Below are 14,955 nucleotides of genomic sequence, written 5' to 3'. Positions count from 1 at the left end.
TAGTACACCACAAGGCAGACGGTGATGAGGGGGTGACGCGGTATGGCCCAGCGTGAATGGGTTGAAAAGGACTTCTACAAGGAGCTAGGCGTCTCCTCTGACGCCAGTCCCGAAGAGATCAAGCGTGCCTATCGGAAATTGGCACGTTATCTGCATCCTGACGCGAATCCTGACAACTCCGCTGGTGAACGGTTTAAGGTGGTGTCTGAAGCGCACAACGTGTTGTCGGATCCGGTCAAGCGCAAAGAGTACGATGAGACTCGTCGGCTGTTCGCCGGCGACTGTTTAGGCGGCCGTCGGTTCGACAGTGGCTTCGGCGGCTTTGGAATGGGCGGCGACGGTGCCGAGTTCAACCTCAACGATTTGTTCGATGCTGCCAGTCGAACCGGGGGCACCAACATCGGTGACTTGTTCGGCGGCTTGTTCGGACGCGGCGCTAGCGCCCGCCCCAGTCGGCCGCGACGCGGCAATGACCTGGAGACCGAGACAGACTTGGATTTTGTCGAGGCGGCCAAAGGCGTAGCGATGCCGCTACGGCTGACCAGCCCAGCGCCGTGCACGAATTGCCATGGCAGCGGGGCAAGTCCGGGTACCAGTCCGAAAGTATGTTCCATTTGCAACGGCTCCGGCGTGATCAACCGCAATCAGGGGGCCTTCGGTTTCTCTGAGCCTTGCACCGAATGTCGGGGTAGCGGGTCGGTAATCGAACACCCTTGCGCAGAATGCAAAGGCACCGGGGTTACTACCCGGACCCGCACCATCAATGTGCGGATCCCGCCCGGTGTTGAAGATGGACAACGGATTCGGCTGGCAGGGCAGGGCGAGGCGGGGTTGCGCGGTGCTCCGTCGGGTGATTTGTATGTGACGGTGCATGTGCGGCCAGACAAGATCTTTGGTCGAAATGGCGACGATCTCACCGTGACCATTCCGGTTAGCTTCACTGAATTAGCTTTGGGTTCAACGCTTTCAGTGCCGACGCTGGACGGAACAGTCGGTGTCCGGGTGCCAAAAGGTACCTCAGATGGCCGTATCCTGCGGGTAAGAGGTCGTGGTGTACCCAAACGCGGTGGTGGTTATGGGGACTTGCTTGTCACCGTCAAGGTGGCAGTTCCGCTGAACTTGGAAGGTGCCGCGCAACAGGCGCTGGAAGCCTATGCGGCGGCCGAGCGGTCAAGTGGTTTCAACCCGCGGGCGGGATGGGCAGATAATCTGCGATGACTAGAAACTCTAAAGACCCCAGGCAACAAGAATCTCGGACGTTCTTGATCTCGGCGGCTGCTGAGCTGGCCGGTATGCACGCGCAGACCTTGCGTACCTATGATCGACTCGGGCTGGTCAGCCCGAGTCGGGCTTCTGGTGGTGGGCGCCGTTATTCTCAGCATGACGTCGAGCTGCTGCGCCAGGTACAGCGACTCTCGCAAAATGAGGGGGTTAACCTCGCTGGTATCAAACGCATCATCGAGCTGACTAATCAGGTTGAGGCGTTGCAGTTGAAGCTGCAGGAATTGACTGAAGAGTTGGTGATGTTGCGTGCCAACCAGCGTCGCGATCTTGCTGTGGTGCCCAAAAGCACGGCGCTGGTCCTCTGGCAGCCGCGAAAATCGCGCTAGGCGAACAAATCTCTAGTTTTAGATTGGCAGATTGGCCCAAACCGGGTTTCATGCCGCTTGATTTTGCACAACATCCAACCTCGATGGCGTCGCGTTACAGTGGTAGATGGCCCCTGGCCTTCTTCATTGCTGTACCTGAATTCGTCAATTCGTCTCGGTGGCCACGGACTTGGTCAACCTCGAGTTCGGATCTGAATGTACCGAAGCTGGTAACAGTGGGTTGTTCTGCGGTGATGGTGGTATAAGGTGCCGGAGGCACTAGCGGGCTCTTAGGCGCTTACGGCGGCGCGGGCCAACCAGGAAGCTCACCATACACGCGGACCGAAAACTGCGCTATAGGCGGCTCACCTGGACGCGCGCATCGGTAGTGGCCTCTATGTGGCGCGTCGGTAGGCATGGCAATCGACTCAACCACAAAATCATCGGTGCTGATTAGTGGAGGGTCAGATGTCGCGGCGGTGGTGTCCCGATGATCCACTCGCCGCGCGACACATCCGGGTAGGTGCCAGGACCCAGATTTTCTTGCCAGTACAGTTAACGCGACAACGGATCGTGCTGGATGCGTTCTGGCGAAGTGCCTTTGACTATCAGAGCATCCTTGGTCGCGCGCACCATGGCCGGTCCACCGCCGATCAGGATCTGTAGTGCCCCAAGTACCGTACTTGGTCACCATGTCAGGTAGCTGGCTAGTTTGGTGCACATACAGGCCGCGCGGCGCTGAGATGTCGGGGTCGTCGGCGGTCCAGGACGGTTCTTGGCTGTACTCTGGTACCGGTGAGACCCCGCTAGCCACGGTCACTGTGCGGCGACCTGCTATAGCGTGCGCAGGTCGTAGAACCTGTAGCGGTAGTGTTTGCCGACGAACAGGTGGACCTGTGGGTTCACGGCTAACCAGCCGAGTTCCACGATCAGTGCCCGCAGCGGTGCCAGACCGGTACTGCCGGAGACCATTAGCACGTCTCCGTCGTCGAGATCGGACCATATTACGCCGTGTGGACTGGGTCGACCGCTACTAGTCGCTGGGAATGGTTTCGCCGACTATGGCGGTGCTGACCGACTTGCCGGGAGACCACATGGACATGGAACTCGATCGCGCCGTCTGAGGCAGCAGGAATGGTGGGGCTGAGGTATCGTCAACACCGCGGGCATTGCGGAATGTGGACGTTGACGTACTGACCGGAATAATAGTGCATTGGTAATCTAGTCGAAGTTGAACTACTACGAGATCCCGTTATGCTCGAATGTGTTCAGTGACCGTTGTGTCCCACCAGTCGGGTCCTTCGTCGGTGTCAGCGGCGCCGTTCAATTATTTTGTTGATCAGGCTGCATGGACTCGCTAACCGCGTCGCAGACGGCGTCGGTCCACGTTTCGCCCAGATGAGTGCGTAATATTAATATGATGTGCAAAGCTCGACACAATTTCTCATAATGTTTTGCTAAACAATGTAATTTGTGGTGATAGCAGCTAATTTTGGTAAGGAAGGCCATCGGCTCTTCTGCTTGCTGGTCGACCAGTTCGCTGTACGTTCAGTCCAGCGCATGCGCGAAAGCTGCTCACTGGCTGTATATTTCAGGTGGGAACAGGTTGCTTATTGAGGTGTCGAGGCAAACCGGTGAGTATAGAATTGCCGAATGAGTTCTTTGGCTTCGTTTGCCGGGTCCAAATCCTCCTGCCGTGAATATGTTGGGCAACATGTGTAAAGCCCCCGCTTGTCTAAGCTTGCGAATTTCGCTTCTACGTCAGCCACAGGACGACCAGATATAGTGAGTGAATCACTTTGTACAGAAACACTATATCCGATCAGCAAGAGGATAGCAGTTATTGATACGGCATTGTGTTTCTCCATACCGTTCGTAAGCTGCTCCAGCGGAGAGTCGAGTCGGAAGTGTTGCCCTCCAGTGAATGTACTCAATTATTAGGGCAACACGGTGTGCATCAACACGACGTCGTACGCCGACCACAGTGACAGATTGAAGTACAGGTCTCGACCTGACGACCAGGGATGAATCATTGGCGCGTAGATGCCACCAGGCATCTGGAACGACGACACCAGCGGCTGTTCTGGACTCCACGGCCCTTGTGGAGCTGGTGCTGTTCGCGCCACAACGTCATTGCTGCTACCGTTGCTGTAGAGAATGAGATATTGTTTGAGATAGTTGTTGTATTGGGCTGACATTTCACCCACCGGACCCGAGAACAATGGCGTCGCGGCCCCTGGATTGTTGGGGACCCAATTTCCGTATCCGTCGCCGTTCCAGTATTGGTATTTGTTGAGGTCTGGAATAAAGTTTTGGGGCACTCGGGCTAGATAGGCTGCACCACTGCGTCCGGCCGGGGTCCCGAACGAGTAGAGGTAACCATCGTTACCCCGAATGAACGCCCCCATTTGGAAATTCTGGTTACCTGGAACAAAAGGAGTCCTAGGGATTGCGTCCGGTGAGGCGGTGCGGATAGTGCTGGGGTAGATCCCCCAACTTTGGCCGTTGTCGATTGACCTAGCGATTGCCGAGTAGTTTGTCGTCCATTCGCCATCGCGGCCCCATTTTCTGATGGACATGTAGTTCATGTATTGAGTTTTTCCGATAGAGATGGCGGTTGTCGGAATGATTCCTATCTCGTGCGGCGCTAGATGAATGGTATTAACGACCTGCTTAGCGAGGCCAGTTGTCCACACCGGTGAACCGGAGTACTTGTCGTTAGGCACGCCGTCCGCAATGCGGATTCCATGCGACAGATCCTGGTTTGAACTGCGGAACAAGATGTTGTATCGCCATTGCTTGCCTTTGACACTGCAATAGCCAAAGCTGTCACCGAAGGCCATAAGGACCTGATGGTTGGTGGGATCGCCGTTGTCCCAAGTGATCCCAAGGTCGGTTCCAGAGATACCGAAACGTTGAAGTGTTTTGTTTGGGCTGTTGGGTCCGGTTACCCACTCGACGAGCGAGGTCGATGCGCCCGCGATGGAGGCAGTGGGCGGTGGAGTCGGCTCCGGTCGGGGTGCCGGTGGCAGGACTGAGAGTGTATTCGGAATATGCTGGGCCGTGTTCGGGGGCTGTTCCGGAACAGCGGGGTTGGGTCCGGGCGGTATTGTTTCCGCTTGAATTTGACGTTTTAGCGGCGCGGAGTGCCGAGTACTAGGAGCAGGAGGTTTGAATAAAGAAGCGATCAGCGGCCCCAGCGCGGGCATCGGCGCATGGTCGTTCGCGTTAGGAGGTCGGCGCCCAGTTGGTGGTTGAATGATCGGCGCCGGCGCGGGCATCGTTGGGGGTACCGCAGGTGGCGGGACGTTGGCTTCGGGCATGCTGCAGGGCATAGCGTTAGCTGGTGGCGCGAAGCCCACCGCGACTATGAGTCCAGTAGCGGCCGCTGACGCGGTGACTACCGTAATGATTCGACGAAACGCCGACACGGCATACCTTCCTAGGGGCAGGACGTCATGTCGACGCCCGTGATTAGTTATGTGACGATAGTGGTCCGTGGGGTTCCTGTTATCAGTGATGTACCGATAGATATGTATCCGTGACCATGTCACAACCCGATGTGTTCATCCGACACGTGGTTAGCTTCGGCGAATCCGATGCAGTGGGGTTTGCTGCATCCTGAGATAGCACCTTGGAATTCAGCACATTGAACGTGGCTGTTGTCGCTGTCGCGCTGGCCGGGATTACCCGCGGGCTTGCTCTAGCAATAAACCGGATAAACCGGCCGGGAAGGTCGCAAACGGGGCCTAGGACCGTCTGCTAGACCTAAGGTAGCCGCCAAAGATAAAATTGAGCTTAGCAGGCTTAACGTTGACGGCGTTGGACAACCCGACAAGCATTTTTATGACGTACCCCGAATGGAGATCGTCGTGGACTCTTTCAACCCGACCACCAAGATGCAGGTGGTCTTAACTTCAGCGCTGCAGGCAGCGTCGTCCGCGGGTAATCCCGAGATCAGACCTGCGCATTTGCTATTGGCGCTGCTCACACAGAACGACGGAATCGCCATACCGTTGTTGGAGACTGTCGGTGTGGAGCTCGACATCGTTCGCAATGAGTTACAGCGACTGTTGGACCGATTACCCCAGGCCAGCGGTTCCAGCTCGCAGCCGCAGTTGTCGCGAGAGTCGCTGGCTGCCATCACCACCGCTCAGCAGCTCGCTACCGAGATGGACGACGAGTATGTGTCGACTGAGCACCTGATGGTAGGGTTAGCAACGGGTGACTCCGATGTCGCGAAGCTGCTGACCGGGCACGGTGCTTCGCCGCAGGTGTTGCGGGAGGCGTTCGTCAAGGTACGTGGCAGTTCTCGACTAACTAGCTCCGATCCCAAGTCCATCTATCAAGCGTTGGAGAAGTACTCCACAGATCTGACCGCCCGGTCCGGCGAGGGCAAACTTGACCCAGTTATCGGCCGCGACAACGAGATTCGTCGTGTTGTGCAGGTGCTGTCCCGTCGCACCAAGAATAACCCGGTGCTTATCGGCGAGCCTGGTGTCGGCAAGACCGCGATCGTAGAGGGCTTGGCTCAGCGGATCGTCGCTGGTGATGTGCCGGAGAGCCTGCGTGACAAGACCGTGGTGGCGCTGGATCTCGGGTCAATGGTGGCCGGCGCCAAGTATCGCGGAGAGTTCGAGGAACGACTCAAGGTCGTGCTCGACGAGATTAAAACCTCTGCCGGACAAATCATCACGTTTATCGACGAGTTGCACACCATCGTCGGAGCTGGTGCGACTGGTGAGTCGGCGATGGATGCCGGCAACATGATCAAGCCAATGTTGGCTCGTGGCGAATTGCGCCTGGTCGGCGCCACCACACTTGACGAGTACCGCAGATACATCGAGAAGGATGCAGCGCTAGAGCGGCGTTTCCAGCAGGTCTTTGTCGGTGAGCCGTCGGTGGAGGACACCGTCGGCATCCTGCGTGGGCTCAAGGACCGCTACGAGGTGCACCATGGTGTGCGCATCACCGACTCTGCTCTGGTAGCAGCGGCCACGCTCTCCTACCGTTACATCACCGCTCGGTTTCTGCCGGACAAGGCCATCGACCTGGTCGACGAAGCAGCCAGCCGGTTACGCATGGAGATCGACTCGCGGCCTGTCGAGGTCGACGAGGTTGAGCGGCTGGTGCGTCGCCTCGAAATCGAAGAGATGGCTCTTGCGAACGAAGAAGACGAAGCATCCAAGGAGCGTTTGGATACGTTGCGTGCGGAACTGGCCGACCAGAAGGAGCGGCTCGCCGAGCTAACCGTGAGGTGGCATAATGAGAAGAAGGCGATCGACATCGTCCGAGAACTCAAGGAACAGCTGGAGACGTTGCGCGGGGAATCCGAGCGCGCCGAGCGTGATGGTGACCTGGCTAAGGCCGCTGAGCTGCGGTATGGGCGCATCCCCGAGGTGGAAAAGAAACTGGAAGCGGCGGTGCCGACGGCCCAGGCTCGTGAGGACGTGATGCTCAAGGAAGAGGTCGGTCCTGACGATATCGCCGAGGTGGTGTCAGCGTGGACCGGCATCCCGGCCGGCCGGTTGTTGGAAGGCGAGACCGCCAAGCTGCTGCGTATGGAGGACGAACTGGGCAAGCGTGTGGTCGGGCAGAGGAAGGCAGTGCACGCGGTCTCCGACGCGGTGCGACGCTCGCGAGCCGGGGTTGCCGACCCTAACCGGCCGACCGGCTCGTTTTTGTTTCTTGGCCCGACCGGTGTCGGCAAGACCGAGCTGGCCAAAGCGCTGGCTGACTTCCTGTTTGACGACGAGCGTGCGATGGTCCGTGTCGACATGAGCGAGTACGGTGAGAAGCACTCGGTGGCCCGTCTGGTGGGTGCACCGCCCGGCTACATCGGCTACGACCAGGGTGGTCAGCTGACCGAGGCGGTGCGCCGACGGCCTTACACGGTGGTGCTGTTCGACGAGGTCGAAAAGGCCCACTCGGATGTCTTCGATGTGCTGCTGCAGGTGCTCGACGAAGGCCGTTTGACTGACGGGCAAGGCCGCACGGTCGACTTCCGCAACACCATCCCTATCTTGACCTCCAACCTGGGGTCGGGTGGCAGCAAGGAGCAGGTAATGTCGGCGGTGCGCTCGGTGTTCAAGCCGGAGTTCATCAACCGCCTCGATGACGTACTGATCTTCGACGGGCTCAACCCCGAAGAGCTGGTGCGGATTGTCGACATTCAGCTTGAACAGCTGGGCAAGCGGCTCGCTCAGCGGCGGTTGCAGCTGGAGGTTTCGCTACCGGCTAAGCGCTGGTTGGCGCAGCACGGCTTCGACTCCGTATACGGTGCCCGGCCATTGCGCCGACTGGTGCAGCAGGCGATCGGCGATCAGTTGGCTAAAATGCTGCTAGCTGGCGAAGTGCACGACGGGGACACCCTTCCGGTCAACGTTAGACCCGACGGGGAGGCGCTGATCCTGGGCTGATCGGCTCTAGGGAATGGGCCGAGTCGGCTTGTGACGGACTTGCGAACTGCTCGCAATTCTCGATTTCGGGCTGACAGCAGATACGCTCTCTGGGATGGTCCCACTTTGGTTCACGCTCTCCGCTCTGTGCTTCGTCGGTGCGGTCGTATTGCTTTACGTCGACATCGATCGTCGCCGCGGACGCAGCAGACGCCGTAAATCGTGGGCGCGGTCGCACGGATTCGACTACGAACGCGAATCCACCGAGATCCTGCAGCGGTGGAAGCGCGGCGTGATGTCTACGGTGGGCGATATCCCCGCGTACAACGTCGTGTTGGGTCAGATCCGCGGTGAGGCAGTATATATCTTCGATCTCGAGGAGGTTGCGACGGTGATCGCGCTGCATCGCAAGGTGGGTACCAACGTCGTGGTCGACTTGCGGTTAAAAGGTCTCAAGGAGCCACGAGAGAGCGATATCTGGCTGCTGGGTGCGATTGGGCCGCGGATGCTGTATTCCACTAATCTGGACGCGGCTCGACGGGCCTGCGATCGGCGCATGGTTACCTTCGCGCACACGGCACCTGACTGTGCCGAGGTGATGTGGAACGAGCAGAACTGGACGTTGGTCGGCATGCCGATCGGCAGTACTCGTGCCCAGTGGGACGAGGGTCTGCGCACCGTGCGCCAATTCAACGACCTGTTGCGGGTATTGCCGCCGTTGCCCACCGAGACCTCTCAGGAAGCGGGAGCGTCTACCCGCAACGCGTCGCCGAGTCGTCCGTTGGCGCCGGCCGGCCGGGCGGAGTTGCCGCCAGCCAGGGGCGGCGACTCGGATGTTGCCGGGTTGCTAGACTCGGCTGGTCGCTCTGCTGGACCTATTAGCTGCGACGATAGCCGTTGGGACGGCATCCAATACCCACCGTCGGTGGGACGTAACAGCCATCGGACCACGAACTACCAATACTGACTAGCGTGCTGGGCGTGGCTCGGGAATCCGGGAAGGATAGGTCCCGCTCAGTGCACTCTCGCTCATGTGATTCGCTCCGCCTCCCTGATCACTGGGTCCACGTCCGGGTTCGGTGCCGTTTACGCACATAATGGCTACAACGTGATTTCTAGTCGCGCGCGATGTCGACCGGTTGACGTACTTGGCGGACGAGCTGCAGAGCGAGACCGGCTGTACCGAGACTTTGCCCGTGGATCTTTTCGATCCCGTCGACTACGACAAAAGTCGCCAACTGGCTCCTCGCAGGCGTTCGGGTATTTAGTGAACAATGCCGGCTTCGACACGTCTGGCGAATTCTGGACGACTGCTTCGGCCCTGCTCAATTCTGGTATCGCCACCGTCGTCAATATCGCCAGCGTTGCCGGGCTGTTGACTGAACGGGGATCGGATCGACCTATTCGGGTCCAAGCTCTGGCTGATCGCCTTCAGCGAAGGCCTGATCGGGCCGGTTTGAAAGGCACCGACGCGAGTGTACATGTGGTATACTTGGCTTTTGTGCCCATGTAATTCCACACCTGGCCCTGAATACAACATAGCCAAGCTATCGTTGTTCACGCTCCTCGGAATCGACGACGTGGGCAGTTACATTTTGGCCCACATCGCGGGTGGCAAGGTGATCAGTTTCCGGGCTTGTAGTGCCAGGCTCTTGTCACCGTGGGGCGAATGATTCCGCGGAGTCTGTTGCTTGCCGTAAACAAACAAGTGGAGGCGGGGGGGTGGCCGAACGTGACCGAAAAGAGTTGGCTGATCTGGTACGTCGGCTGTCGGTAGTGCATGGGCCCGTCACGCTGTCGTCGGGAAAACAGGCCAACCACTATGTCGACTTGCGCCGCGCCACCTTGCACCACCGGGCCTCCACGCTGATCGGCCGGTTGATGCGCGAACTCACAAAAGACTGGAACTACACGGTGGTCGGCGGCCTGACCTTGGGCGCTGACCCGGTAGCGATGGCTGTCATACATTCACCTGGGCGTCCGATCGACGCGTTCGTGGTCCGAAAGTCCGTGAAGAACCATGGTTTACAACGTCGTATCGAAGGATCCGAGGTATCTGGTCAGAGAGTGTTGGTGGTGGAGGACACGAGTACGACAGGGGCCTCGGCACTGACAGCGGTGCGCGCGGTGCAAGATGCGGGCGGCGACGTGGTCGGCGTGGCCACCGTGGTGGACCGCGCTACCGGTGCTGCCGAGGCCATCAAAGCTCAAGGACTGCGGTACCGCAGCGTGCTGAGCCTTGCCGATCTGGGATTGGGGTAGCCTCTAGCGCGATCATGGTGCGTGCTTTCCTTGGAGGATTGTCATGGCTGCTTGTCTGTCTGGCTACTCTGGCTCGAGCCATGTCGGTCGTCTGTATGGTGCGCATGGCGTTTTCCTCGGCGAATTGCTGGGATTGTTGGGCTGGAACATGGCGGTGCCGAATCTGCGGTAGGGTAGTGACTTACGTGCTGATCGACATTGACGCGACTCTGACCGGGTCTGCATGCCCCGCGCACCAAACCCGAGGATATCGGTTCGGGCTCTACGGCGTGCTTGCCCACCTGATGGGGTCCACCGAATTGGTTAGCTGCGAGAGCGAGATGGCCAGCATGCCGAACATTGCCTCGCCGTTGTCGGCGCCTGCCAGCCGACTTACCGGCACGGTTTGCCTGGCCCCGCTGCAGGATCGAAGTGCGGTCCGTGGGTGTCTAGCTACTTACCGTGCGACCGGATTCCTAATACTGCGATAGCCCCTACCCTGTGGCATTTCCGGTGGTGCCGTTATCGACAAACCCGAACGACACCGGCCTGGTGGTAAAGATTGCCAGCCTGTCGGCCTGGCGAACTGACGGCGCGCCGGTTACCGGAGTGCACCTTGGCGACCCGGGGGGCATTAACCGGCGGCGGCCACATGCTGCTTGGGCTTGCTGCCGACGCTATAGTGGTCTTGTATCGCGACGATTCGGTTTGCTTCGCCGACGCTGTTCAGTCTAGGACTCAACTCGGCTTGCGCTGCGTACGGTTCGTAGGTGCTGATCTTGCCCGACGCGTCATTGTATTTGGTGCACGTAAACGCGTTATCCTGTACTTAGGGGCGTCATGAACCAGGTGTTATTGTATCTTATGGCGGTGCTCTTTGGGACTCACCCCAGGATGTGGACCGTCTGATGAGTGAACTTGGCCCTACCGAATGGGGAACATCGTATAACGGTGCCGGACCCTGGCCCGGTGAAGTCTCGGATGACCCGCGGCATGATCCAGTCTTGTTGCGGGACGGGGATACTCGCAATGTTGTCGACGCTTACCGTTATTGGACTCGAGAAGCGATCGTTGTCGATATTGACAGGCGCCGTCACTCCTTTCATGTGGCGATCGAGAATTTCGGTCACGATGCCAACATCGGCTCGGTGGTGCGCACCGCCAACGCTTTCGCCGTTGACACCGTGCACATTGTTGGGCGTCGGCGCTGGAACCGCCGGGGCGCCATGGTGACTGACCGCTACCAGCGGTTGTGTCATCACGACAGCACTACCAAGTTGCTGGACTTCGCGGCAGCCGCCGGCTTGACTGTGGTCGCGGTGGACAACGTTCCGGGGGCAGCGCGCCTGGAACAGATCTCGTTGCCGCGGCAGTGTCTGTTCGTGTTCGGTCAGGAAGGTTCCGGCATCACCGACGAGACCCGGACCGGCGCGGGGATGATTGTGTCAATCGCCCAGTTCGGCTCGACCCGCAGCATCAACGCTGGTGTTGCTGCCGGGATCGCGATGCATGCCTGGATCAGGCAGCACGCAGACATGTCCCGCGCCTGGTAGCTAAAGCGACCGGACACCCGTGGGCTATCGTCATCTTTCAATTTGATATCGAATGCGGTATCGAGTTACTGACCACACCCTGTGGCTCCACAGGGAGACATGGTACCTTCGGTCGGAATAGGATCACTCCGGCGCTGGCTCCCCGGAGCATCACCCGGATGCATCGTGAAGTTATGATGAAGCGAAGCAATTCGGCCGCGTCGGGTTTGCGTATCGATGGAGCTAAGGTGGTCGTACACCACTCGCCCGATTGATCTCCGGACCGCGGGGTACCGGTCAGGTGAGCCAATCGCCCGGCAGCGAGGTTCTTGGCGACCGCAGAGCCAATAGTACCAATAGTAAACGTGACAACGACGACTCTCTGCGACTTCTCGGGCACCGCTGTGTCGCTCTGGGAGATGCGCTGTTTTGACTCCGGGATTGCCAAGCTGTGCCATAAGATTGCAATCTCACCGTCCACGCTTCCGGCCGACGCGACCAGTATCAACTGCGGTGGTGTTACAGCGCGGGTGTCGGCGCACCTATGGCCAGGGGCTAGTTGGCGCGCTTTACGGTGATGATCTGATACTTCAGAAAGGGTCGTACAAAGATTGAGCTGTAGATAGATCATCGGCTCGCGATAAGATAGAGTCAATCGGTCCCGGGGCGGCATGTTCGGCAAAGGTGATGGACGCTGTGATCTGCAGCAATCGGCGCCCGTCTTGGTTAACAACGGGTCATCAAATTCCTTACGCAGTGCCGCTACGTACATGGACATCCCTGCTGGCGCGGCATGCGCCGAATTACCTACCCAATCCGGCAACCGCGATGCCGTCAGCATCCGTCGACCCATCCACGTTGCCACAGAATAGGCTCGAAGGTGAGCCGGAGTCGTGGTTGTGAGCCTACTTTGGGATTCGTGTTTGTCGAGCTGATGTCATGTCTATCCGGTGGTTTGTTGGAGATCTGGTTGACGTAGCAATTACCGGCTCGGTTGATCTAGATCTACGTAGCCACACCTATCGGCGACGCCCTGGCCCACAACTGCGGGAGGTACTCGGTTACGATGGTCGACGCTACTGCGGTCTTATCGACAGCGCCGCGGTGGTCATCGCCAGCCCCACTGGTCCGGAGGTCGAAATCATTTAGTGCCGAATTGGGTAATGGTGTTAGATATATTGGTCTGGCGGCCAGCAACATGCGTAGTGTGTCGATTACGAATGAACTCGAACTCGCCGGGGCCGAGCACTCCCGTATACATACCCCGGTAGGATTTGGCCATCTGCGCCAAGACCTCCGCGGAAATCGCGGTGTCGATCGCCGCTGAACACATCGCCGCCATCTACGGTAGCAGCCTGACCTTACCCGCTACTGAGGAAGCCGACGCATGATAGCCCGGCGGGTCATCGGTGTTGTTCTCGCGACCGATTGTTCCAGGAGAACTCTTGTACCTCAAAGCTTCTGCCATATCAATATAGGATCGTGCTCGGAGCTAGTATCGATGTTGTAAGTAGCGCTGATTCGGCCATCTCATTGTCACTCTGGGTGGCGCTGGCCAGGTGGTGCGTGCTGGCTGTACCGCTTAGAAGGAGTCAACGTGGGTTACCGTCAGCAATTTCGGGAATGGATGTTTGGGTGTGCTGCGCTCGAGCGGGTGGACTCAAAAGTCGCCGGAATTGTGGTGATGTTTGGCGATCAGTCGCGGACTAATCCTGCAACTGTGCGGCGGCTGGCGACTGAAAGGCCCGCCACCGACATCGTGGTTTGTCGCTGTGATGACGGTATCGACGATCTATCTATCTGGCGGTCAGTTTGGGCCAGCCGTTGCTGGAAGGTGCGTCTGGATTGGGTAAACAACTTCTGTGAAAATGCTTGCAAAGGTGCTGAATGCCAGGAGCATACGACTGCATTGTTACGATGGGTTGACCGCGAACGAGGCGTTCTATGGCTGGAAGTACCAACGTCGGCTGCTGTCGATCCAGCTGGCCGGAAAGCCCGGCACGGTAATATTGGATATCTCGGAATCGAGACCTACCTTGTGGGTCGGCCCATCCTGGGGCGTGTGCGGCATCGCAGTTCGACATTTCCAGTGATATTGATCGATTAAAGCGACTGTGCTGAAAACGAATTCCAGCGAGAAGTTCGTAGAACCGCAGCCTAGACATCTATACCGGACTGTGGCGACATTGCCTCTGCCATTAAATCTGCTACCCTGAGTCGTGCCAGGCTAACGCTATTTTCCGCCGTGCGATACCCAGCGATCTATTCCGTTGCTCGAACACTTCACCTAATTCTTTAGTCAGCGCGGACGATCTTGATCTGGATAAGCTGACCGGGATGGCCGAGGTTATATACTTGGGTTGTTGTATGGTTGTTGCGGACTTCGCTCCGCCCGATTCGGTTAAGTCTGTACTGGTCAGTTTGAGGGTGTTGGCTAAGACTCTCGACGACCGCACCCAGATTCGTGACGCTTTTTTATTTTTTATTGAGTACCGCCCCATGATGAGGACGCACCGGATGAAATTCGCCAACCAGTTCACCGTCAGCACACCGATCTGAAGATCGTAGGGATATTGGCCCAATTCGGCAGCGGCATGCTGCAGCAGGTGTAGGAGAAGCTGCTGGGTCAGTTCGTGGAGTCGTTGGAGGCGGAACCGGCGGGGCAGAGCGTAGCGCGTTCCAGCAACCCGCCGATGCAGAAAGCTCGGTAGGGACCATTGATAACGCACCTCGAGTCCAGGCTCCGGCCATCGAGCTCGCTCCCATCGATCGACTGCAACTTTGCGGTGGTAGCCAACTTAAGAAGTACGTCGCTGCAGCGCTGGCGGTGCTCGTCGTGCCTATGCTGATCCGGGTGTTGCGTAGCCCGGGTTAAATTGGGCTGAACCGCCATGAAGTACCCACTTGTTTTTCGGGATGTTGATTTAGCGACGTTTGTTGCCGCTCTGGTGGGGCGGCAGCGCAACGCGGGCATGCTGGTACCTGGCTAGCCGGCCCAGTGAATTTCGTGCAAGTGTTGCGGCATCGGGCCTCACCCACCCCGTCGGCGCTGTACTGGGTTGCCAGGCTTGACGTTGGTCAACCAGAGGGATGATCTCAGCAATTTTCGACATAGTTTGCGGCCGCCGTTCAGGATCGTCGAATCCTAACGGCACGACACGCCCCGATTCGCTGCTGTCCGTTCCAGGGCCCCGC

The 14,955-nt window shown here is 58.4% G+C and carries 11 protein-coding genes and 4 pseudogenes; 11 read left to right on the top strand and 4 right to left on the bottom strand.

Annotated elements, in window-relative coordinates; genetic code table 11:
* Positions 1-42 precede the first annotated feature (42 nt).
* Both dnaJ and MLPF_RS12650 read left to right on the top strand, forming a co-directional pair.
* A complete protein-coding gene (gene dnaJ / locus MLPF_RS12655) occupies positions 43-1,218 on the top strand; it encodes a molecular chaperone DnaJ (RefSeq protein ID WP_045843869.1) in 1,176 nt (391 codons plus the stop codon).
* The gene (locus MLPF_RS12650; RefSeq protein ID WP_045843868.1) at positions 1,215-1,610 is read left to right on the top strand and encodes a heat shock protein transcriptional repressor HspR; all 396 of its coding nucleotides are present in this window, start codon (positions 1,215-1,217) and stop codon (positions 1,608-1,610) included. Before dnaJ ends, MLPF_RS12650 begins: the two co-directional genes overlap by 4 nt.
* Before the next feature lie 534 nt (positions 1,611-2,144).
* On the opposite strand, the pseudogene MLPF_RS12645 reads toward MLPF_RS12650, so the two are convergent.
* Both MLPF_RS12645 and MLPF_RS12640 read right to left on the bottom strand, forming a co-directional pair.
* Positions 2,145-3,274, bottom strand: a pseudogene (locus MLPF_RS12645) (FAD-binding oxidoreductase).
* 252 nt (positions 3,275-3,526) lie between these two features.
* Complete coding sequence (locus MLPF_RS12640; RefSeq protein WP_236685225.1) at positions 3,527-4,960, bottom strand: glycoside hydrolase family 183 protein; 1,434 nt, start codon at positions 4,958-4,960, stop codon at positions 3,527-3,529.
* Between the two features lie 501 nt (positions 4,961-5,461).
* Between MLPF_RS12640 and clpB the strand changes: the two genes are divergently transcribed.
* The 5 genes and pseudogenes from clpB (at position 5,462) to MLPF_RS12615 (ending at position 11,781) form a co-directional block, all read left to right on the top strand.
* Positions 5,462-8,008 carry an ATP-dependent chaperone ClpB gene (gene clpB / locus MLPF_RS12635; RefSeq protein ID WP_045843876.1) on the top strand — a complete coding sequence of 849 codons (2,547 nt, stop codon included), beginning with the start codon at positions 5,462-5,464 and terminating at the stop codon, positions 8,006-8,008.
* Positions 8,009-8,102: 94 nt separating this feature from the next.
* On the top strand, positions 8,103-8,954 hold the full coding sequence (gene ttfA, locus MLPF_RS12630; RefSeq protein ID WP_045843866.1) for a trehalose monomycolate transport factor TtfA: 852 nt from the start codon (positions 8,103-8,105) through the stop codon (positions 8,952-8,954).
* A 755-nt stretch (positions 8,955-9,709) separates the two neighbouring features.
* Complete coding sequence (gene pyrE / locus MLPF_RS12625) at positions 9,710-10,249, top strand: orotate phosphoribosyltransferase (protein ID WP_045843865.1); 540 nt, start codon at positions 9,710-9,712, stop codon at positions 10,247-10,249.
* A gap of 43 nt (positions 10,250-10,292) precedes the next feature.
* Positions 10,293-11,137, top strand: a pseudogene (locus tag MLPF_RS16535) (hypothetical protein).
* Positions 11,137-11,781, top strand: a complete 645-nt coding sequence (locus tag MLPF_RS12615) for a TrmH family RNA methyltransferase (RefSeq protein WP_045843875.1) — start codon at positions 11,137-11,139, stop codon at positions 11,779-11,781. The pseudogene MLPF_RS16535 and the gene MLPF_RS12615 overlap by 1 nt, the downstream one beginning before the upstream one ends.
* Positions 11,782-11,811: 30 nt before the next feature.
* Here the strand turns inward: MLPF_RS12615 and MLPF_RS12610 are convergent.
* Positions 11,812-12,613, bottom strand: a pseudogene (locus tag MLPF_RS12610) (hypothetical protein).
* An 86-nt stretch (positions 12,614-12,699) separates the two neighbouring features.
* Between MLPF_RS12610 and MLPF_RS12605 the strand changes: the two are divergent.
* Positions 12,700-12,909, top strand: coding sequence for a hypothetical protein (locus MLPF_RS12605; RefSeq protein ID WP_045843864.1), 210 nt, complete (start codon positions 12,700-12,702; stop codon positions 12,907-12,909).
* On the opposite strand, the gene MLPF_RS12600 is transcribed toward MLPF_RS12605, so the two are convergent.
* A complete protein-coding gene (locus MLPF_RS12600) occupies positions 12,902-13,093 on the bottom strand; it encodes a hypothetical protein (protein ID WP_156147295.1) in 192 nt (63 codons plus the stop codon). The two genes, MLPF_RS12605 and MLPF_RS12600, sit on opposite strands and share 8 nt — an antisense overlap.
* A 264-nt stretch (positions 13,094-13,357) precedes the next feature.
* Here MLPF_RS12600 and MLPF_RS12595 point away from each other — a divergent pair, with 264 nt between their 5' ends.
* The 3 genes and pseudogenes from MLPF_RS12595 to MLPF_RS17955 form a co-directional block, all read left to right on the top strand.
* Positions 13,358-13,867 (top strand): hypothetical protein, encoded by a 510-nt coding sequence (locus tag MLPF_RS12595; protein ID WP_052696489.1) that lies wholly within the window; start codon positions 13,358-13,360, stop codon positions 13,865-13,867.
* A gap of 230 nt (positions 13,868-14,097) precedes the next feature.
* The gene (locus MLPF_RS12590; protein ID WP_045843862.1) at positions 14,098-14,319 is read left to right on the top strand and encodes a hypothetical protein; all 222 of its coding nucleotides are present in this window, start codon (positions 14,098-14,100) and stop codon (positions 14,317-14,319) included.
* Positions 14,310-14,635, top strand: a pseudogene (locus tag MLPF_RS17955) (SRPBCC family protein); the annotation flags it as partial. The gene MLPF_RS12590 and the pseudogene MLPF_RS17955, both read left to right, overlap by 10 nt.
* Positions 14,636-14,955 lie beyond the last annotated feature (320 nt).

The sequence above is a fragment of the Mycobacterium lepromatosis genome, assembly GCF_000975265.2.
Taxonomy (GTDB): domain Bacteria; phylum Actinomycetota; class Actinomycetes; order Mycobacteriales; family Mycobacteriaceae; genus Mycobacterium; species Mycobacterium lepromatosis.
This window is presented reverse-complemented; position numbering and strand designations above follow the sequence as displayed.